Origin of the sequence: Stenotrophomonas sp. Sm10, from assembly GCF_030985515.1 — a bacterium.
Taxonomy (GTDB): Bacteria; Pseudomonadota; Gammaproteobacteria; order Xanthomonadales; family Xanthomonadaceae; genus Stenotrophomonas; species Stenotrophomonas hibiscicola.
Window position 1 is genome coordinate 1 of record NZ_JAPTFO010000079.1, and the last position, 17,303, is coordinate 17,303.

Below are 17,303 nucleotides of genomic sequence, written 5' to 3' on the forward strand. Positions count from 1 at the left end.
ATCCTGCGCACACGAGCAAGCGGCGACCGAGCTTACAGGGACGTACTTGCAGCGCCCCCCGCAACCGGACCCACCCCGCCATCCACGGAATGGCCGCTTTTGCCGTTGCCGTTGCTGTTGCCTCTGCGGGTGCAGGGCGCAGCCCTGCAAAGCCCCCCTTCCCCATACCCCGCCGAATGGGTATACAGTCGACCCATGCCGGCACCGTGCCGGAATGAACCCTGGGAGGGGACCATGCGCAACACCTTCAAGACCCTGCTGCTGGCATTGCCGCTGTGCCTGGCCGCGCTCTCGGCGCAGGCCGCCGATGGCGCCGCCGGCCGCTGGAAGACCATCGACGACAAGACCGGCAAGGTGAAGTCGATCGTCGAGATCACCCAGGCCGCCAACGGCACCCTGACCGGCAAGGTGGTCGACATCCTGCACTCGGACAAGGGCCCGAACCCGGTCTGTGACGGCTGTGAAGGCGCCAACAGGAACAAGCCGGTGAAGGGCATGACCATCCTCTGGAACCTGAAGGCCGACGGCGCCAACAAGTGGTCCGGCGGCACCATCCTCGATCCGGCCAATGGCAAGACCTACAAGTCGAAGATGGAATTGCAGCCCGGCGGCAACCGGCTGGACGTGTCCGGCTGCATCGCCTTCATCTGCCGCGCGCAGACCTGGCAGCGCGAATAAGCGCCTTGGCCCCCGCTTAAACCCCGTGACCCGGCCCCGGCCGGGTCACCTCGTTGCGGGCATGCGATACTCTGCGGTTCCCCTCGGCTTCACCCCGCGACCATGACCCGTACCGCGCTCGTCACCACCGCCCTGCCCTACGCCAACGGCCCGCTGCACCTGGGCCACCTGGTCGGCTACATCCAGGCCGACATCTGGGTGCGTGCGCGGCGAATGAGCGGCGGCAGGGCCTGGTTCGTGTGCGCCGACGACACCCACGGCACGCCGATCATGCTGGCCGCGGAAAAGGCCGGGGTCACCCCGGAAACCTTCATTGCCAACATCCAGGCCAGTCACGAACGTGACTTCGCCGCCTTCGGCGTGGCCTTCGACCACTACGACTCCACCAACTCGGCGGCCAACAAGGCGCTGACCGAGCAGTTCTACCTGAAGCTGGAGGCAGCCGGCCACATCAGCCGCCGTTCGGTGGCGCAGTTCTACGACCCGGCCAAGGGCATGTTCCTGCCCGATCGCTACGTCAAGGGCATCTGCCCGAACTGCGGCAGCCCCGACCAGTACGGCGACAACTGCGAAGTGTGCGGCGCCACCTATGCGCCGACCGACCTGAAGGAGCCGCGTTCGGTCATCTCCGGTGCCACGCCGGAAATGCGCGATTCGGAGCACTTCTTCTTCGAGGTGGGCCACTTCGATGCGTTCCTGCGCGAATGGCTGGCCGGCGACGTCGCCCTGCCCGGGGTGAAGGCCAAGCTCGGTGAGTGGCTCAATGCCGAAGGTGGCCTGCGCGCGTGGGACATCTCGCGCGATGCACCGTATTTCGGATTCCAGATTCCCGGCCAGCCGGGCAAGTACTTCTACGTCTGGCTGGACGCGCCGATCGGCTACCTGTCCAGCTTCCAGACCCTGTGCGGCAGGATCGGCGAGGACTTCGACGCGCACCTGCGCGCCGGCACCGCTACCGAGCTGCACCATTTCATCGGCAAGGACATCGTCAATTTCCACGGCCTGTTCTGGCCGGCCGTGCTGCATGGCACCGGCCATCGTGCGCCGACCCGCCTGCACGTGAACGGCTACCTGACCGTGGACGGCGCCAAGATGAGCAAGTCGCGCGGCACCTTCGTGATGGCCCGTACCTTCCTCGACGCGGGCCTGGAACCGGAGGCACTGCGCTACTACTACGCCGCCAAGTCCAGCGGTGGCGTCGACGATCTCGACCTGAACCTGGGTGACTTCATCGCCCGCGTCAACGCCGACCTGGTCGGCAAGTTCGTCAACCTGGCCAGCCGCTGCGCCGGCTTCATCAGCAAGCGCTTCGAAGGCCAGCTGGCCGCGCAGCTGCCTGATGCCGCGCAGTACCAGCGCTTCGTCGACGGCCTGGCACCGATCCGTGAAGCCTACGAGCGCAACGACCCGGCTGCGGCGATCCGCCTGACCATGGCCCTGGCCGACGAAGCCAACCGCTACATCGATGACGTCAAGCCATGGGTCATCGCCAAGCAGGAAGGCGCCGACACGCAGCTGCAGGCCGTGTGCAGCCAAGGCCTGAACCTGTTCCGCGTGCTCGTCACCGCACTGAAGCCGGTGCTGCCGGCCACCGCCGCGCAGGCCGAGGCCTTCCTGGCCGCGCCGGTGAACGACTGGACCGAGCTGGCGCAGCCGCTGCTGGATCACCGCATCGCCGACTACACCCCGCTGTTCACCCGTATCGACCCGAAGAAGATTGACGCCATGATCGACGCCTCCAAGGACACCCTGCAGCCGGCCGCTGCCGCCGCCCCCGCCGCCAGGACCGAAGCGGTCAAGCCGGCCGCCCCGGCCAAGGACGAAGCAAAGAGCGCCGACGCGCCGGCCTACATCGGCATCGACGATTTCGCCAAGCTCGACCTGCGCATCGGCAAGGTGCTGGTGTGCGAGTTCGTGGAAGGCTCGGACAAGCTGCTGCGCTTCGAACTGGACGCAGGTGAACTGGGCAAGCGCCAGATCTTCTCCGGCATTCGTGGCAGCTACGGCGAGCCGGAGCAGCTGGTGGGCCGCAACGTGGTGTTCATCGCCAACCTGGCCCCGCGCAAGATGCGCTTCGGCCTGAGCGAAGGCATGATCCTGTCGGCCGGTTTCGACGGTGGCGCGCTGGCGCTGCTGGACGCCGACAGCGGCGCGCAGCCGGGCATGCCGGTGCGCTGATGCCTGCAGCGGGCGCGGCCACCGCCGCGCCCGCCGGCAGCACCGGCCACGGGGCACGCGATGGGAGGCAACGGAATGGAACTGGCGCTGTTCGACTTCGACCACACCGTGACCACCTGCGATACCTATGGCCGCTTCCTGCGCCGCGTGGCCACCGCCGAACAGCTGGCGCAGGCGTGGTGGAAGGTCGGCCCGTGGCTGGCCGCGTACAGGCTGAAACTGATCTCGGCCGAACGCATCCGCGCGCGCGTCACCCGTTTGACCTTCAGCGACCGCCACAGCGATGACATCGCCACGCTGGCCGCCGGCTTCTCGCGTGAGTTCCTGCCCGACGTGGTGCGCCCGGAAATGCTGGAGCAGATCCGCTGGCACAAGGAACAGCAGCACACCGTGGTGATCGTGTCCGGCTCGCTGGACCTGTACCTGCGGCCATGGTGCGAACAGCTGGGCCTGCAGTTGATCTGCAACCGGCTGGAGAGCCAGGACGGCCGCCTCACAGGCCGTTATGCCGGTGGCGACTGTGGCCCGCGCAAGGTTGAGCACATCCGTCGCCAGTTCGACCTGTCGCGCTACGTGCGCATCCATGCCTACGGTGACAGTTCCGAAGACAAGCCGATGCTGGCCCTGGCCCACGAGCGCTGGTTCCGTGGCAAACCCCTGAAATGACCCCAACGCGCAGCCTTCGCCACGCATGAGCCTGATCCCGCCCCTGACCGAACGCCTCGACCGCCTGCTGCCGCAGACCCAATGCGGGCAATGCGGCTACGACGGTTGCCGCCCGTATGCGCAGGCGATGGCGCGCGGCGAGGCAGGCGTGGACCGCTGCCCGCCGGGCGGAGATACCGGCGCGCGCGCACTGGCGCAGGTGCTCGGAGTACCTGCCATTCCCTTCGATCGATCGCGCGGCGAGCACAAGGCGCCGCAGGTGGCGCTGATCGTGGAAGCCGACTGCATCGGCTGCACCAAGTGCATCCAGGCCTGCCCGGTGGACGCCATCGTCGGCGGCGCCAAGTACATGCACACGGTAATCGCCGACCTGTGCACCGGCTGCGAGCTGTGCATCCCGCCATGCCCGGTGGACTGCATCGAGCTGGTGCCAGCGTAGCCAACGGACCAACCGGCAGTGAAGCGGCGGGGTAGAGTCGACTGTTAGTCGACTGCTCTTCGTTCCGGCGGCGCAAAACCGCGCGCTGCGCGCGATAGTCGGCCAACAGTCGACTCTACCCCCTCCCCGGTGGGAGTTGACCTTGCCTGCCGTTACGGTACTGCCGCCGTCACCACGATCTCGACCTTCCACTCGGCGTGGGCGAGCTTGGCTTCGAAGGTTGCGCGGGCCGGAGTCGCGCCCTCGACCACCCACTCGTCCCACGCCTTGTTCATGCCGTCGAAGTCGGCGATGTCGGCCAGGAACACTTCCGCACGCAGCACGTGCTGGCGGTCACTGGCGACCAGCGCCAGCAGCTTGTCGATCTCCGCCAGCACCTGCCGGGTCTGGCCGGTGATGTCCTGGCTGGTGTCTTCCGGAATCTGGCCGGAGAGGTAGGCGACCTTGTTGTATACGGTCATTTCGGACATGCGCGGTCCGACGTCGTAACGCTCCATCATGGGCATGGCTCCTGCGGTTGATCAGGCCTGCATTGTCCTCCAAACCGGTCGACGGTGGGTGCACGGGTGCCCTCCGCGATACGTCATTACCGGGCTCCGACGGTCCCACTGGTCAAATGACGATGACAGGCGCACGATGCGCCACGCCCGCGTTGACACCGCCCTCGCCCCTCCTGCCGCACCCTTGCGCCGATGACCGCCCCCGTCGATTCCACCACTGCCCCTTCCACGCCAACCTGGAAGCGGGTTGCCACCATCGTCATCCCGCTGCTGATCCTCGCCCTGGCCCTGCACGGCCTGGCCAATGAGTTCGACGAGCACGGCTATCGTGCGATCCGCCAGGCGTTCCGGCAGCTCAGCGGCACGCAGATCGCGCTCACCGTGGTACTCGGCCTGGCCAGTTACGCCTGCCTGATCGGCTTCGATGCCATCGGCCTGCGTCGCAGCGGCATCCGCGTGCACCCCGCGCGCGTCGGCATCACCGCGTTCCTTGCGCACACGTTGGGCCAGACCGTGGGCTTTGCCGCGTTGACCGGTGGCGCGGTGCGCCTGCGCGGCTACCGCGGCGCCGGCCTGGATCTGGCGCAGATCGGCCAGGTGGTGCTGATGAGCACGCTCGGTTTCGTATTCGGTGCATGGCTGTTGATCAGCGTGGCCCTATGCATGGAACCCGCCGCGGCAGCGTTGGCATTGCCATTGAATCCCGATGCCGTGCGCATCGTCGGCATCATTGCCCTGCTCGCCTATCTCGGCACCGTGCTGCTGGTCGGCCGCGACGGACGGCAGTTCAGTGTGCTCGGTCACGCCTTGTGGCTGCCCGATCGCCGCACCATGATCGGTGTCACCGTACTCAGCGTCATCGAGTTGGTGCTGGCCAGTGCCGCGTTCTACGTGCTGCTGCCGGACTCCACGCCAACCGGCCTGCCGGGCTTCGTCGGCCTCTATCTGGTGGCAGTGCTGGCCGGCCTGGTCTCCACCGTGCCCGCAGGCCTGGGTGTGTTCGAGTGGAGCCTGCTGAAGCTGTTGCCGCAGGTGGCACCGGCAGCGGTGCTGGCGGCAGCACTGATCTACCGCGTCACCTACTACGTGCTGCCGCTGGTGCTGGCCACCCTGCTCGCCCTTGCGCCGGCCCTGCGTCAGCCGCTGCAGGCCAGCGCAGGGGCAACCCGTGCCGGCTGGAACGCGCTGCGCCCGTGGCTGCCGCAGATCATCGCGCTGGCGGTGTTCAGCATCGGCGCCGCGCTGGTCATCGACGGCACGCTGCCGACGCCACGCCGTCACCTGGTGAACGCCTCGCTGCCGATCCTGGAAACCTCACACCTGGTCGGCAGCCTCAGTGGCGTCGCGCTGCTGCTGATCGGCCAGGGCCTGGCCCGGCGCAGCCACGCCGCGTGGGTGCTGGCGATGGCGGTGTGCGTTGTCACCCCGTTGCCGCTGTGGCTGCGCGGCGGGCAACCATTGATCGCCGTCTCGGCGGTGCTGGTGGCGATGGCCTTGTGGGCTGCACGCCGCGAGTTCTACCGCCAGGGCGCGCTGCTGGATGAAGCCTGGTCGTGGCCGTGGCTGCGCAATCTGGGTCTGGTGCTGGTCGCGGTCACCTGGCTGCTGTTCTTCACCTACAGCCATGTCGAATACCAGAACGAGCTGTGGTGGCAGTTCGCGTTGTCCGGCAACGCACCGCGCGCGCTGCGTGCGTTGCTGGTGGTGGCGATCGCGCTGGTGATGTTCGGCCTGGCCCGCCTGCTGCACAGTACGCGCAGCCCGCTGCCGGCCGCTGACGAGGCCACGTTGCAGTCGCTGGCACCGGTGCTGGCCGGGGCCACCGATACCCAGGCCTGCCTGGTACTGACCGCCGACAAGGCGGTGCTGCGCGATGATGCGAAACAGGGCTTCGTGATGATGCAGCGCTATGGCGGTTCGCTGATCGCGATGGGTGATCCGGTCGGCCCGCCGGACGTGGCCCGTGCACTCATCTGGCGCTTCCGCGAAGAAGCCGACCGGCTCGGCCTGCGCCCGGTGTTCTACCAGGTGGGCGAGACCTACTGGCAGACCTATCTCGACCTCGGCCTGGGCCTGGTCAAGCTGGGCGAGGAAGCGATCGTGCCGCTGCACGATTTCGGGCTGGAAGGCCGCGAACGCGCCGATCTGCGCCAGGCCTGGAACCGCGGCAGGCGCGGCGGCCTGTCGTTCCGCGTGGCACCGGAGGAGGAGGTTCCCGGCCTGCTGCCACGTCTGCATGCGATCTCCAACGCATGGCTGGAGGACAAGGCCGGCGATGAGAAGGGCTTTTCGCTGGGCAGCTACGACCCGGATTACCTGGTGCGCTTCCCGGTGGCACTGGTCGAAGCCGAGGGCCAGATCGTGGCATTCGCCAACCTGTGGCAGGCACCGGCCGGTGCCGAGCTGTCGGTGGACCTGATGCGCCACGTCAACGAAGCGCCGAAGGGGACGATGGACTTTCTCTTCATCGAATTGTTCCTGTGGGGCCGCGCGCAGGGCTATGCGCGGTTCTCGCTGGGCATGGCGCCGTTGTCCGGGCTGGCCCAGCATCGGCTGGCCGGTCGCTGGAACCGCCTGGCCGGCCTGCTGGCGCGGCATGGCGAACGCTTCTATGGCTTCAGTGGCCTGCGCCGCTTCAAGTCGAAGTTCGATCCGCAGTGGCGGCCACGCTATCTCGCGGCGCCCGGCGGCATGCATCTGCCGGCCGCGCTGCTGGATGCCACGCGCCTGATCTCGCTGGATCCGCGGCGGAACTGAAGCCGCGATGCGTCGGGCATGGCTCGACGCTACCCGCTGCTCGGTAGGTGTCGACCTTGGTCGACATGCAACCCCAGCGCCGACCAAGGTCGGCGCCTGCCAAGCGCTACATACCGCCCTTGAGGATCACTTCGGCCAAGCGATCGTAGTCCCCCCCGAAATGGTGATCACCCGGCAGCTTCACCTTCCTCACCCCGTCATTGGCCGGCAGGTCCGGGCACAATGCGTCCTCATCCTTGTCGCCGAACACGCACAGCGTTTTTTCTGCCGGCAGCCTGGCCACTTCCGGGGCGATCGGCAAGCCATCGCCGCCACCGCCCAGCCAGTTGCTGACATGGAATTCGAAGTCGGCCTTCCTGCCCACCGATAGCAGCACGATGCGCTCCAGCCCCTCACGGGTACCGGCATCGAGCTGGTTGATGGTGGCAGGCAACACATCGGCACCCTGCGAAAAACCAATCAGCATCACCTTGTCTCGGTGCCACTGCTGGCGGTAGTGGTCGATGATCTTCTGCAGGTCGCCGGCAAAGCCCTTCGGTGTGCGCTGGCTCCAGAAGTAGCGCAGCGAGTCGATGCCCACCACCGCCACGCCATGCGCGTTGAGTGACGACGCCACGTTCTTGTCCAAGCCCGCCCAGCCACCGTCACCGGAGACGAACACCGCCAGCGTATCGCCGCTGGTGGCCGCCGGCATTTCCACCACCGGCAGGCCCTTCAGTGCAGCAGGCGGCGGTGCCAGGCTGACGCCAGCCTGCGCGCCAATCACCCGCGCCGCCGCCACCAGGCCCGGTGATGCATCACCGCGCGCAGTGCGCTTGAACTCACGCGCCATGGCCACCTGCTGTACGAACCGGCTGGCCTGGCCCGCCCTGCAGCCGTTGTCACCTGCCGCACTCAACCACGGAAAATTCAGTTCGGCCGGCTGCAGCCTGTCGCGCTTCACGCCATCGCCGCAGACCATGCGCTGGTGGCTGTGGTCCGGGCAGAAGCCGGTGGTCAGCACACCGGCGAAAACCTGGGTGTCGGCCTGCGCTGCCAGCGCGTAGGCCATTTCGGCACCTTCGCCATCACCGCCGACCAGCGGCAGGTGGTAGCCGGGCAGATGCAGCGAGGCCTGCAGCCAGCGCGAGAAATTCTCGACGTCACCGGAACCGAACGAACAGGTCGGGTCACCCTCGCGCTTGAGCACACCGCGCAGATGCGCAATGTCCACTGCCGCCACCAGCGCGCCGTCGGCACGCAGGGCCTCGATCGGCAGGCGGCTGGTGTCACCGCCGGCAGTGGGTTCGTGGAACCAGATCACCACCCGTTGCGGCGTGCCGGCCGGCATGTGCACCGGAATCTGCTCGAACCGCCCATGGCTGAACTGCTGCGGGGTCACCGCCGCCGTTGCCGGCAGCGTGGCCAGCGCCAATACCACACCCATTGCCCTGCCCAGCCCTGCACGCTTCATGTCGCATCCCCGATCGAATGCGCACACGATACGCCGCCGCCGCGTGCACGGCACGTACCGGCGCAGGCCGTTGGGGATTCAGTCGGCCGCGGCCTGGCGGCTGCGACGGTACAGGGCCGTCGCCAGGTACAGAAGCCAGCCGACGATCACTGCGATCACCACTTTCTGTCCGAGCCCGCGCGGTGGCCCAGCGCGCCACAGCACGTGCAGCCACAGCAGCACGAAGGCCAGCCATGCCCAGCCCCAGAGCAGGTCAGCGGCGGGCTGCCAACCCGGTTCCCGGCGCAGGTACCACGCCTGCAGCAGCATGCCGACGCTGGCACACAGGAACGCCGTGTTGGCTGCCAGCCCGTGGATGAACGGCGCCAGCAACGGGGTCGCTTCAGGCAGCCAACTGTCGCCGATCGCCACCGTCGCCAGGCCCAGGGCGGAAACCGTGAACAACAGCGGTGCGGCCGCACTGCGCCGTGGGCCGATGCTGCCGCGATACAGCGCAACGCCGAGTGCCGCAATGGCCAGCGCCAGCACGCAGTAGGCAGCGCGCAACGCCAGCCCCCACGGCCCGTGCAGATACAGGCTCAACGTCGCCCGCACCCAGTCCAGATCACTGCGCGCAACCTGGGTCCACAGCGCGGTTGCCACGAACAGCAGCAGCGCCACCAGTGCCAGCACCGCCACCGGACGCGCACGGCTCATGCTGCGTCCTCAGGATGCCGCGTCTTCCATTCGGCCAACGCCTTGCGGTAACGCTGCAGCTCCTCGGAGTACAGGTCCAGCACGCACAGCGGGCAGCCGCTGCCGCAGCATTCGTTGGGACCGGGTTCTTCCGGTGGTAGCGGGCGTGGATCGGGATCAGGGACGGACACGGTCGGAAGCGACGATCAGTGGAAGCAGGCCCCAGTGTACCGGGCTGGCTCAGCGGGCCAGCTGTCGGCGCAGGTTCTCCCGAGCGGCCGCATCCAGCCGTCGGTGGAAGAAGTCACTGAGGAAAATCCGCGGCGCCCGCAGCAGGCCCTGCAGGAACCGACGGCGGCCGGCGCGGTACAGGAAGCCCGGCACCACGCCCTTGTATTCGTCGGCCACGCCACGGTCATAGGCGGCAAACACCGGCTCCGGCGCGGCCAGGATCGCCATGTCGCAGTCCAGGAACAGCGCCGCCTCGGCATCCACATCCTGCGGACCCAGCTCACCATGGCGGGCGGTCAGCAGGATCAACTGCCCGACGCGTGCGGCATCCACTGCGGCCAGCTCCGGTGCCTGTGCGATCGCCTGCAGGGCCAGCTGCGCCGAACGGGCCTCGTTGTCCTTGCGCCCCGCGTGGTAGATCGCATCGTGGTAGAGCACGGCCAGATAGATCTCGGCCGGCTGGGTCCAGCCAGGGCCGTCGGCCACCTCCTGGCAGTGCTGCAGCACGGCGCGTACATGGCCGAAGTGGTGGTAGGCCCGTGGCGGCGTTGCATAGCTGTCCTGCAGCGCCTGCCACTGCGCCGGGGCAAGCGTCAGCGGTGAGAAGTCCATGCCCGGATCATCCCGCCTGTGCCGGCGCCGGGCAAGCTGGCGGTTTTTTCACCACGCACTCACAACGCTTGCCGGGCGGGGCCCGGAGCCAGTTGTCCACAGCTTTGTCGAGCGCTGGTCCACATCGGTTGTGGATGACCGCGGCGCCGACCAACGGTCGCTGCAGCCTGACATCCATGGGAATACACTCGCCACAGGCGGGAGCGCCCGCCGCTGCCGGGAACCGTCATGTACCGTTCTGCCGCCCATTGCCTCACCCTTTCGCTGCTGGCCTTCTGTGCTCCTGCCTTCGGCGCAGGCCAGGCACCGCCCGCCGATGTGGTGACGACCCCGACCATCACCGTGTCAGCCGTACGCGTGCCGACCCCGGAAGAAGTGTTCGCCATTCCCGCAGACCTGCGTGCGATGCTCCAGAAGCAGGTGATCCAGCGCAGCTACTCCCGCGACCAGCGGTTGCAGGCGCTCGTGGAGATGATCTTCGGCCAGCACGGGCTGGACCTGCAGTACGACGCCAATGCGACCTACACCGTCAGCGATATCTGGCAGCACCGCCGCGCCAACTGCCTGGCCTTCACCCTGCTGTTCGTGACGCTTGCGCGGGAGGCGGGCATCCAGGCGCGCGTGCAGGAAGTGGGGCAGGTAGTGTCCTGGTACCAGGACCAGGACGCGGGCGTGGTCTACAGCGTCGGCCACGTCAACGCCGGTGTCGACGTCGGCGGGCGTTTCGGTACCGTCGATCTGGATCGCAACGTGCTCTATGACCGCCGTGGGCCGGTTCCGGTCAGCCGTGCGCGGGCATTGGCGCATTTCTACAACAACCGGGGTGCGGAGCGCCTCGCCGACGGTGACTTCGGCGGCGCGCGTGCGTTCTTCGACGCTTCCCTGGGCCAGGACAGCGGGTTCGCTCCGGTGTGGAACAACCTCGGCGTACTCGCCCACCGCGAAGGCAACACCGAGGCGGCGCGGCAGGCGCTGGACCGATCGCTGCAGCTGGACGGCCGCCAGGATGCCGCACTGACCAATGCCTCTGCGCTGTTCCGCAGCCTGGGCTTGACCGCACAGGCGCAGTCACTTGAGCGCCGGCTGAAGTCGGTGCAGCGCGAAGACCCGTTCGCGCAGTACATGTTCGGCGCCAAGGCCGAACGCGCCGGCCAACTGGACGAGGCGATCCGCCATTACCGGCAGGCCGTGCGCCTGTACGACACCGCGCATCAGTTCCACTTCGGGCTGGCACGCGCCTATTTCCTGGCTGGCCAGCTCAAGCGCGCCGATCGTGAACTGCTGCGTGCACGGGAACTGGGGGGCGCGCCGGAGCAGGCGCGCTACCAGGCCAAGCTGGACAGCCTGGCCCGCTGGCGCGCGCAGCAGCAGGCCAGGCGCTGAAGGCGATCAGGCCTTCTTGAGGAAGCAGGTCTTCAGGACCAGGCCCTTGATCTTGTCCGAGTTGCCTTCGATGTGCTCGGCATCATCTTCGACCAGGCGGATGTTGCGGATCACGGTGCCCTGCTTGAGCGGGATCGAGGAGCCCTTCACTTTCAGGTCCTTGATTACGGTGACGGTGTCGCCGGCCTGCAGGGTATTGCCGTTGCTGTCACGCACGACCAGGGTGGAGCCCGCGCTTTCTTCGGGGGTCCATTCGAAGCCGCAGTCGGCGCAGATCCAGAGCGCACCATCGGCGTAGGTATTTTCCAGGGTGCACTGCGGGCAGGCGGGGGCAGAAGACATCAGCAAGTACCTCAAAGTGAATCAACAGCCGCCATTGTAACCGCCTGGCTTCCCTGCCCCTTTTCCAGGCAGGCCCCGGGCTGCGCACCTGGCCCGACACACAACGGCACGCCCCCGGAACTTGCAGTCGGCGGCGAACTGCAGCAGAGTGCGCGGCCCCTGATCGACCCCGGAACTTCCCATGCGCCTCGGCATCGACTTCGGTACCAGCAACTCCGCCGCCGCCATCGTGCATGAGGGAAAGCTGCTGCCGATCCGCTTCGGCGACGCCGAACAGTTCCGCACCAGCGTGTACTTCCCCGGCGTGGTGCCCGACCCGGATGACTTCCAGCTCGATGATGGGCAGGAACACCAGCTGCAGCAGATGATCGACAGCGCTGCGCGCGCGGCCCGCGCCGCCGGCCAGGAACGCACGCCACAGGCACTGCGCCGCGAAGCCCTGCGCGCACTGCGACGGGAGTGGATGGAAGCGCGCGCCGGCAAGGAACGCAGCGCCAGCGACCTGCTGCAGAACGCGGTCTATGGCGATGACGCGCTGGAAGCCTATTTCGAGGAACACGAAGGCAACCTGGTGCAGAGCCCGAAGTCGATGCTCGGCTACAACCTGCACCCGCGCGCCAAGCAGACCATCACCGGCATCGCCGCGCACATCCTCGAGCACATCCGCCTGACTGCAAGCGCCCAGCTCGGCCAGCCGCTGCGTGCCGCCCTGCTCGGCCGCCCGGTGCAGTTCCGCAGCTCGATCGGCGCGGCCGGCAACGACCAGGCGCTGGACATCCTGCGCGAGGCCGCCACCCAGGCCGGCTTCGACCAGATCGATTTCCTCGAGGAACCGGCCGCGGCGGCCATGCATTACCACGCCGAAAGCCGCGAGCGGCACCAGGCGGTGATCGTCGACATCGGTGGCGGTACCACCGACATCGCGCATGCCGAAGTCGGCGGCGATGCTGCGCCACGCATCCACCGCGCGTGGGGTATTGCCCGCGGCGGTACCGACATCGACCTGGCGCTGAGCCTGTCCAGCTACATGCCGCTGTTCGGCCGCGGCATCACCCGCGTGCCCGCCCACCACTACGTGGAAGCGGCCACGGTGCAGGACATGACCCGCCAGCGTGACTTCCGCCAGCACAAATACGATCACGTCGACGATCCGTGGCGCGCGCGCCTGCAGGCCCTGCAGGACACCGGCAATACCGCCCGCCTGTACCGCGATGTGGAACGCGCGAAGATCGCCCTCAGTGCCGCCAGCGAGCACCGCAGCACGCTGGACTACATTGCCCGCGACCTGCATGCCGACAGCAGCGCCGCCGGCCTGGCCGCTGCCGCTCACGGCTACCTGGAACAGATCCGGGAACTGCTGGCCCAGGTCCGCAGCGACATTGGCGGCGACCCGGATGCGGTGTTCCTGACCGGCGGCATGTCCCGCGCCGGCTACCTGCGCCAGGCCGTGGCCGAGGCCTTCCCGGGCGCCCGCATGGTCCACGGCGAGCCCTCGCTGGGCGTGGTCCAGGGCCTGGCACTGGCGGCAGCCAGCCCGGATTAACAAAACGTTACGCGGTCTAAGTTACTCTTGGTCGGCTAGAACCCCGCTGCACCTTCCACTGGCCACGCCGGTGTGTGTCCACGGTGCAGCCTGGCCCGCCTGCGGGCCTAGCGGCCATGCCTTCCTGGCTCGTTCATGGTCCGCGCAGCACCTGAGCCGCCATCGAGACCCGCTTTGGGCACCCGCCAGGCCCCTGTGGCCTTACAACCTGACGCAGCACCTGCACCCATCGACTGCCGCCGTTGTGACGCGGTCTGTTGTCGGCTGCCAGTGCTGCTGCAGCCCGGCGACCACGTGCCTGGCCAGTTCCTGTCACGCGACTCCCACGGCCGTGCCGTGATGGCGCGCAACGAGGAAGGCTGGTGCGCGGCGATCGATCCCTATCACCTGCGCTGCACGATCTATTCGCAGCGCCCGGCGATCTGCCGCCAGTTTTCGATGGGCGGCGATGACTGCCGCCGCGAGCGGCAGGACTACCTGCGCCAGGCTGATGCCTGGTCGCTTTCCTCCCCTTCCACCTGACAGGAGCAACCATGCCCCGCAAGGCAAAGACCCCCGCGAAGGCCAGCAACAGCATCCGCAGCGAACGCAAGGGCGCGGCCGCCAGCACCGTGGTCAGCAGCGATTCGATCGCTTCGGACCTGGCAGCGTTCCGCAAGGCCGGTGGCAAGATCGAAGTCCTCGGCACCACCTGGGCGCTGAAGAAGGCCAGCTGACCCAGCACCGACCGCGGCGGCGCTGCCGCCGCGGCCTGCCGGACCGCGCTCAGCGATCCAGGCGTACCCTCACACTGCCCGAGTGCGACTGGATGCGGATGTCTCCATCACCGCCGCCCAGACGCGTGTCGAGATGGCTGCCCGGCCCATAGCGCGGCCGCTCCACCTGCCCGGCATCGCTGTTGATCAAGCCGCTGAAGCTGTTCACCGACAGCTGTGCCGACACCGTGCGCGGCAGGCTCAGCGTGACCGGGGCACTGACCGATTCGACATTGATGCGGCCACCGGGCGCCAACCCGGCTGCTGCCAGATCGATGCTGCCCGAGACGGTCTCCACCGCCAACCGCTGCACGCGTCCGGCCTCCACCGCAACCCGGCCGGATACCGTCTGCGCACCGATATCACCGGACACGCCGCCGCCGGCCTCGATCCGGCCACTGACCGTATTTACGTCCAGCTTCGGCGTCTGCAGGCGTGCGCTGACACTGCCACTGACCGTGTTGAGTTTGCTGTCGCCGCTGCGGCCAGCCGCGCTGAGGCTGCCGCTGACGGTGTCGGCCTGCAGCCGTCGCACATCGATGCCACTGATGTCCTGGCTGGCGCTGACCGTGCTCAACAGCAGTTCCACCGAGCGCGGCACGTTCAGCACCAGCGTCGCGCCACCATTGTTGCTGCGGCGCGGGTATTCAATCTCCCAGCGCACCCGGTTGGCGCTCTTTTCCTGGCGCAGCTGCAGGCCATCGCTGAGCGTGCCGGTGAGTTGCACATCATTGCGGTCCCAGCCACGCACGGTCACCTTGCCGGCCACGTTGCTCAGTTCGATGCGACCGCCCGCAGCCAAGGTGTGGCGCTCGTCGATGCGGGTGTCGGCCAGCGCCACGGCAGGGGACAGCAGCAGTGCGACACAGCAGGAAATCAGGGTTCGGGTCATGGGGGTCTCCTCAGGTCGTCAGGCCGGACTCGGCGGCATAGGCCGCCTGCCGGGTCAGTTCCAGCCGCAGCGCATAGGTGCGCTTGAGCTGGCCAAGCAGGTGCGACGCGCGCGGGTCCTGCGCCAGTGCGGCACGGATCTGCGCCGCGCTTTCATCCAGTTCGTGCAGGGCCGGCTGCCATTCCGGCGCGCGCCCATCGGGCAGCGAGGCCACGGCCTGCTGGTACTGCTCGGTCATCGCAGCCGCCTGCAACTGCAGCGTGGACGGCACCGGTGTATCCGGCTGCGCATGCCACCAAGGGGCCACCGCGTAGATCGCCAGGCTGGCAGCCAGGGCAGCGCCGGCCGGCAACCACCAGCGGCGCCGCGAACGCGTTGCCAGGGCCACCACGTTGCCCGTTGGCGCAGATGCTGCCTGTGGTTCACGCGGCGGCAGCCGGGCAGACAGGCGTGCCCAGCCATCAGTGGGCACTTCGCGCTCATTCGGCAGCGCACGCAGCCGGGCCAGCAGGTCGTGATCGAAATCGTGTTCGTGCGTACTCATGTCATGTCTCCCAGCCGTGCGCGCAACAGGCCGCGCGCACGATGCAGCTGTGCCTTGGAACTGCCGATGGCCATCTGCAGCTGCTCGGCGATTTCCTGGTGTTTCCAGCCTTCGATGTCGTGCAGCACCAGTACCGCACGCGCCCGTGGTGGCAGTGTCGACAGCGCGCGCTCCAGGTCGCGCTCGGTGCCGGCGCAGCGGTCACGCACCGCCAGTTCCTGCAGGCCCCCGTCGACGTCGTCCAGACTGTCGTGATCCTGCCCGCCCGCCCGGCCACGCAGCTCCATGAGCGCGGCGTTGACGCCCAGCCGATGCAGCCAGGTCGACAGGCTGCTCTCGAAGCGGAACCCCGGCAGCGCTTTCCAGGCCTGCAGGAAGGCCTCCTGCAGCGCATCCTCGGCACGTGCCTGCTGGCCGCCACACAACCGCCACAGCACAGCGAATACACGCGGCGCGTGACGCCGGTACAGCAGTTCGTAGGCAGCAGTGTCTCCCGCAGCGGCCGCCCGCACCAGGGCGGGTTCGTCGACGGGGTCGTTGGCGGCAGGCAGCGCTGGCATGGTGGTGTCGAGCATATCGCTTGGATGCGGCGGCCCGGAAAAAGGTTTAGAGGTGGTCGGCGATCAGGGACATGCAACCTTTTCGACGATGGCTGCATCCATGAAAGGTCTTCGAGAAAACACCTCCGGGAGTCCAGTCATGTCCAGCCCCGCCTGCGCCGCCGTGCTGGTGATCGCCGCCTGCGTCGTGCTGCAGGCATTGGGCCTGTCCCTGCAGCTGCGCACGGACAGTGGCCGGGCCTGCCTGCAGCAGCATCGCCAGGAACTGGTGTGCCTGGCCTGGGCACCGGCAGTCGAATCCACGGCAGGCGCCGGGTAACATCAAGGGCCGTTACTGCCACCTGTTGTCGCGCCATGATGTTGTCGCTGAAGGATCATCTCCCCGCCTGGACCCACCCCTGGCTGCATGACGTGGGTATCGCCGTGAAGATCCTGCTGACCCTGCTGGCCGCGTGGCTGCTGCGGGTGCTGGCACGGCGCCTCATCCGGCGTTTCGCCGAGCACTACACACTGCCACCGGAGATGGCGATGGGCGCCCGGCGGATCACCAGTTTCGTGGTCTATTTCAGCGCCCTGCTGTACATCCTCAGCCTGCTGGGCGCGTCGCCTTCGGTACTGTGGACGGCGTTCACCGGCTTTGCCGCCGTGGGTGCGGTGGCCTTTTTCGCGGCATGGAGCGTGCTCTCCAACATCTTCTGCACGCTGCTGATCTTCACCACGCGCCCGTTCCGCCTGCATGACTACATCGAGGTGCTGGAGAACGGCGAGAAGCCGGGCCTGAAGGGCCGGGTGATCGATGTGAACCTGATCTACACCACGCTGCAGGAAACCGGCGACGGCCACGAGGGCACGGTGCTGCAGTTGCCGAACAACCTGTTCTTCCAGCGCACCGTGCGCCGCTGGCGCGACCCGGCACAGGCGCCTGGCGGCATCCAGGGCGACGGCTGAGGCGCGGTGTTCGGCAGGGCTTGCAGCCCTGCACCTGCCGAATCAACGTCAACGTCAACGGCAGAAGCTGGCTATCCGTGGGTAGGCGGGGTGGGTCCGGTTGAGGGGGACGCTGCAAGTACGTCCATGTAAGCTCGGTCGCCGCAT

General features: G+C 67.8%; 20 protein-coding genes. 11 read left to right on the forward strand and 9 right to left on the reverse strand.

Annotation, left to right across the window (positions count from 1 at the left end):
• Window positions 1-234 precede the first annotated feature (234 nt).
• From O0J15_RS17435 to rnfB, 4 genes are all read left to right on the forward strand, one after another.
• Window positions 235-678, forward strand: coding sequence for a DUF2147 domain-containing protein (locus O0J15_RS17435; protein ID WP_043402740.1), 444 nt, complete (start codon window positions 235-237; stop codon window positions 676-678).
• A 102-nt stretch (window positions 679-780) separates the two neighbouring features.
• A complete protein-coding gene (gene metG, locus O0J15_RS17440) occupies window positions 781-2,856 on the forward strand; it encodes a methionine--tRNA ligase (RefSeq protein ID WP_308306026.1) in 2,076 nt (691 codons plus the stop codon).
• A 75-nt stretch (window positions 2,857-2,931) separates the two neighbouring features.
• The gene (locus O0J15_RS17445) at window positions 2,932-3,522 is read left to right on the forward strand and encodes an HAD family hydrolase (RefSeq protein ID WP_005418147.1); all 591 of its coding nucleotides are present in this window, start codon (window positions 2,932-2,934) and stop codon (window positions 3,520-3,522) included.
• Window positions 3,523-3,547: 25 nt separating this feature from the next.
• A complete protein-coding gene (rnfB, locus tag O0J15_RS17450; protein WP_134732212.1) occupies window positions 3,548-3,961 on the forward strand; it encodes an Rnf electron transport complex subunit RnfB in 414 nt (137 codons plus the stop codon).
• 152 nt (window positions 3,962-4,113) lie between these two features.
• Here the strand turns inward: rnfB and O0J15_RS17455 are convergent, their stop codons facing one another.
• Window positions 4,114-4,461, reverse strand: coding sequence for a RidA family protein (locus O0J15_RS17455; RefSeq protein ID WP_005418155.1), 348 nt, complete (start codon window positions 4,459-4,461; stop codon window positions 4,114-4,116).
• A 192-nt stretch (window positions 4,462-4,653) separates the two neighbouring features.
• Here O0J15_RS17455 and mprF point away from each other — a divergent pair, with 192 nt between their 5' ends.
• Complete coding sequence (mprF, locus tag O0J15_RS17460) at window positions 4,654-7,218, forward strand: bifunctional lysylphosphatidylglycerol flippase/synthetase MprF (RefSeq protein ID WP_164145398.1); 2,565 nt, start codon at window positions 4,654-4,656, stop codon at window positions 7,216-7,218.
• Between the two features lie 106 nt (window positions 7,219-7,324).
• Here the strand turns inward: mprF and O0J15_RS17465 are convergent, their stop codons facing one another.
• The 4 genes from O0J15_RS17465 to O0J15_RS17480 form a co-directional block, all read right to left on the reverse strand.
• On the reverse strand, window positions 7,325-8,671 hold the full coding sequence (locus O0J15_RS17465) for an AcvB/VirJ family lysyl-phosphatidylglycerol hydrolase (protein ID WP_031270849.1): 1,347 nt from the start codon (window positions 8,669-8,671) through the stop codon (window positions 7,325-7,327).
• Window positions 8,672-8,749: 78 nt separating this feature from the next.
• Window positions 8,750-9,367: a DUF998 domain-containing protein gene (locus tag O0J15_RS17470; protein ID WP_134734783.1), complete on the reverse strand. Its 618-nt coding sequence runs from the start codon at window positions 9,365-9,367 to the stop codon at window positions 8,750-8,752.
• The gene (locus tag O0J15_RS17475; RefSeq protein ID WP_080241960.1) at window positions 9,364-9,537 is read right to left on the reverse strand and encodes an oxidoreductase-like domain-containing protein; all 174 of its coding nucleotides are present in this window, start codon (window positions 9,535-9,537) and stop codon (window positions 9,364-9,366) included. The genes O0J15_RS17470 and O0J15_RS17475 overlap by 4 nt, the downstream gene beginning before the upstream one ends.
• A 49-nt stretch (window positions 9,538-9,586) precedes the next feature.
• Window positions 9,587-10,189, reverse strand: coding sequence for a hypothetical protein (locus O0J15_RS17480; protein WP_134734782.1), 603 nt, complete (start codon window positions 10,187-10,189; stop codon window positions 9,587-9,589).
• A gap of 228 nt (window positions 10,190-10,417) precedes the next feature.
• Here O0J15_RS17480 and O0J15_RS17485 point away from each other — a divergent pair, with 228 nt between their 5' ends.
• Window positions 10,418-11,572 (forward strand): transglutaminase-like domain-containing protein, encoded by a 1,155-nt coding sequence (locus tag O0J15_RS17485; RefSeq protein WP_111104622.1) that lies wholly within the window; start codon window positions 10,418-10,420, stop codon window positions 11,570-11,572.
• 6 nt (window positions 11,573-11,578) lie between these two features.
• Here O0J15_RS17485 and O0J15_RS17490 read toward each other — a convergent pair whose 3' ends face one another.
• Entirely contained in the window at window positions 11,579-11,914 is a 336-nt protein-coding gene (locus O0J15_RS17490; RefSeq protein WP_021204683.1) for a zinc ribbon domain-containing protein YjdM, read from the reverse strand.
• A 181-nt stretch (window positions 11,915-12,095) separates the two neighbouring features.
• On the opposite strand from O0J15_RS17490, the gene O0J15_RS17495 reads away from it, so the two are divergent.
• The 3 genes from O0J15_RS17495 to O0J15_RS17505 all read left to right on the forward strand — a co-directional run bounded on the left by O0J15_RS17495 (window position 12,096) and on the right by O0J15_RS17505 (window position 14,173).
• On the forward strand, window positions 12,096-13,457 hold the full coding sequence (locus tag O0J15_RS17495) for an Hsp70 family protein (protein WP_019662134.1): 1,362 nt from the start codon (window positions 12,096-12,098) through the stop codon (window positions 13,455-13,457).
• A gap of 228 nt (window positions 13,458-13,685) precedes the next feature.
• Entirely contained in the window at window positions 13,686-13,979 is a 294-nt protein-coding gene (locus O0J15_RS17500; protein ID WP_080112561.1) for a YkgJ family cysteine cluster protein, read from the forward strand.
• 11 nt (window positions 13,980-13,990) lie between these two features.
• Window positions 13,991-14,173: a hypothetical protein gene (locus O0J15_RS17505; RefSeq protein ID WP_005410566.1), complete on the forward strand. Its 183-nt coding sequence runs from the start codon at window positions 13,991-13,993 to the stop codon at window positions 14,171-14,173.
• A gap of 49 nt (window positions 14,174-14,222) precedes the next feature.
• Here O0J15_RS17505 and O0J15_RS17510 read toward each other — a convergent pair whose 3' ends face one another.
• The 3 genes from O0J15_RS17510 to O0J15_RS17520 are packed head-to-tail and all read right to left on the reverse strand — an operon-like array spanning window position 14,223 to window position 16,223.
• On the reverse strand, window positions 14,223-15,104 hold the full coding sequence (locus O0J15_RS17510; protein ID WP_308306027.1) for a DUF4097 family beta strand repeat-containing protein: 882 nt from the start codon (window positions 15,102-15,104) through the stop codon (window positions 14,223-14,225).
• 10 nt (window positions 15,105-15,114) lie between these two features.
• Window positions 15,115-15,648, reverse strand: a complete 534-nt coding sequence (locus tag O0J15_RS17515) for a hypothetical protein (RefSeq protein WP_308306028.1) — start codon at window positions 15,646-15,648, stop codon at window positions 15,115-15,117.
• Window positions 15,645-16,223: an RNA polymerase sigma factor gene (locus O0J15_RS17520; protein ID WP_155029927.1), complete on the reverse strand. Its 579-nt coding sequence runs from the start codon at window positions 16,221-16,223 to the stop codon at window positions 15,645-15,647. The genes O0J15_RS17515 and O0J15_RS17520 overlap by 4 nt, the downstream gene beginning before the upstream one ends.
• A gap of 124 nt (window positions 16,224-16,347) precedes the next feature.
• Between O0J15_RS17520 and O0J15_RS17525 the strand changes: the two genes are divergently transcribed.
• Together O0J15_RS17525 and O0J15_RS17530 are read left to right on the forward strand one after the other, a co-directional pair.
• The gene (locus tag O0J15_RS17525; RefSeq protein WP_019662139.1) at window positions 16,348-16,527 is read left to right on the forward strand and encodes a hypothetical protein; all 180 of its coding nucleotides are present in this window, start codon (window positions 16,348-16,350) and stop codon (window positions 16,525-16,527) included.
• A gap of 35 nt (window positions 16,528-16,562) precedes the next feature.
• Window positions 16,563-17,156, forward strand: a complete 594-nt coding sequence (locus tag O0J15_RS17530) for a mechanosensitive ion channel family protein (RefSeq protein ID WP_019662140.1) — start codon at window positions 16,563-16,565, stop codon at window positions 17,154-17,156.
• Window positions 17,157-17,303: the final 147 nt, after the last annotated feature.

Excerpts from the sequence above, each read along its gene's own strand:
- O0J15_RS17435 (WP_043402740.1), top strand. The coding sequence starts at position 235 with ATGCGCAACACCTTCAAGACCCTGCTGCTGGCATTGCCGCTGTGCCTG.
- metG (WP_308306026.1), top strand. The coding sequence starts at position 781 with ATGACCCGTACCGCGCTCGTCACCACCGCCCTGCCCTACGCCAACGGC.
- O0J15_RS17445 (WP_005418147.1), top strand. The coding sequence starts at position 2,932 with ATGGAACTGGCGCTGTTCGACTTCGACCACACCGTGACCACCTGCGAT.
- rnfB (WP_134732212.1), top strand. The coding sequence starts at position 3,548 with ATGAGCCTGATCCCGCCCCTGACCGAACGCCTCGACCGCCTGCTGCCG.
- O0J15_RS17455 (WP_005418155.1), bottom strand. The coding sequence starts at position 4,461 with ATGATGGAGCGTTACGACGTCGGACCGCGCATGTCCGAAATGACCGTA.
- mprF (WP_164145398.1), top strand. The coding sequence starts at position 4,654 with ATGACCGCCCCCGTCGATTCCACCACTGCCCCTTCCACGCCAACCTGG.
- O0J15_RS17465 (WP_031270849.1), bottom strand. The coding sequence starts at position 8,671 with ATGAAGCGTGCAGGGCTGGGCAGGGCAATGGGTGTGGTATTGGCGCTG.
- O0J15_RS17470 (WP_134734783.1), bottom strand. The coding sequence starts at position 9,367 with ATGAGCCGTGCGCGTCCGGTGGCGGTGCTGGCACTGGTGGCGCTGCTG.
- O0J15_RS17480 (WP_134734782.1), bottom strand. The coding sequence starts at position 10,189 with ATGGACTTCTCACCGCTGACGCTTGCCCCGGCGCAGTGGCAGGCGCTG.
- O0J15_RS17485 (WP_111104622.1), top strand. The coding sequence starts at position 10,418 with ATGTACCGTTCTGCCGCCCATTGCCTCACCCTTTCGCTGCTGGCCTTC.
- O0J15_RS17490 (WP_021204683.1), bottom strand. The coding sequence starts at position 11,914 with ATGTCTTCTGCCCCCGCCTGCCCGCAGTGCACCCTGGAAAATACCTAC.
- O0J15_RS17495 (WP_019662134.1), top strand. The coding sequence starts at position 12,096 with ATGCGCCTCGGCATCGACTTCGGTACCAGCAACTCCGCCGCCGCCATC.
- O0J15_RS17505 (WP_005410566.1), top strand. The coding sequence starts at position 13,991 with ATGCCCCGCAAGGCAAAGACCCCCGCGAAGGCCAGCAACAGCATCCGC.
- O0J15_RS17510 (WP_308306027.1), bottom strand. The coding sequence starts at position 15,104 with ATGACCCGAACCCTGATTTCCTGCTGTGTCGCACTGCTGCTGTCCCCT.
- O0J15_RS17515 (WP_308306028.1), bottom strand. The coding sequence starts at position 15,648 with ATGAGTACGCACGAACACGATTTCGATCACGACCTGCTGGCCCGGCTG.
- O0J15_RS17520 (WP_155029927.1), bottom strand. The coding sequence starts at position 16,223 with ATGCTCGACACCACCATGCCAGCGCTGCCTGCCGCCAACGACCCCGTC.
- O0J15_RS17525 (WP_019662139.1), top strand. The coding sequence starts at position 16,348 with ATGTCCAGCCCCGCCTGCGCCGCCGTGCTGGTGATCGCCGCCTGCGTC.
- O0J15_RS17530 (WP_019662140.1), top strand. The coding sequence starts at position 16,563 with ATGATGTTGTCGCTGAAGGATCATCTCCCCGCCTGGACCCACCCCTGG.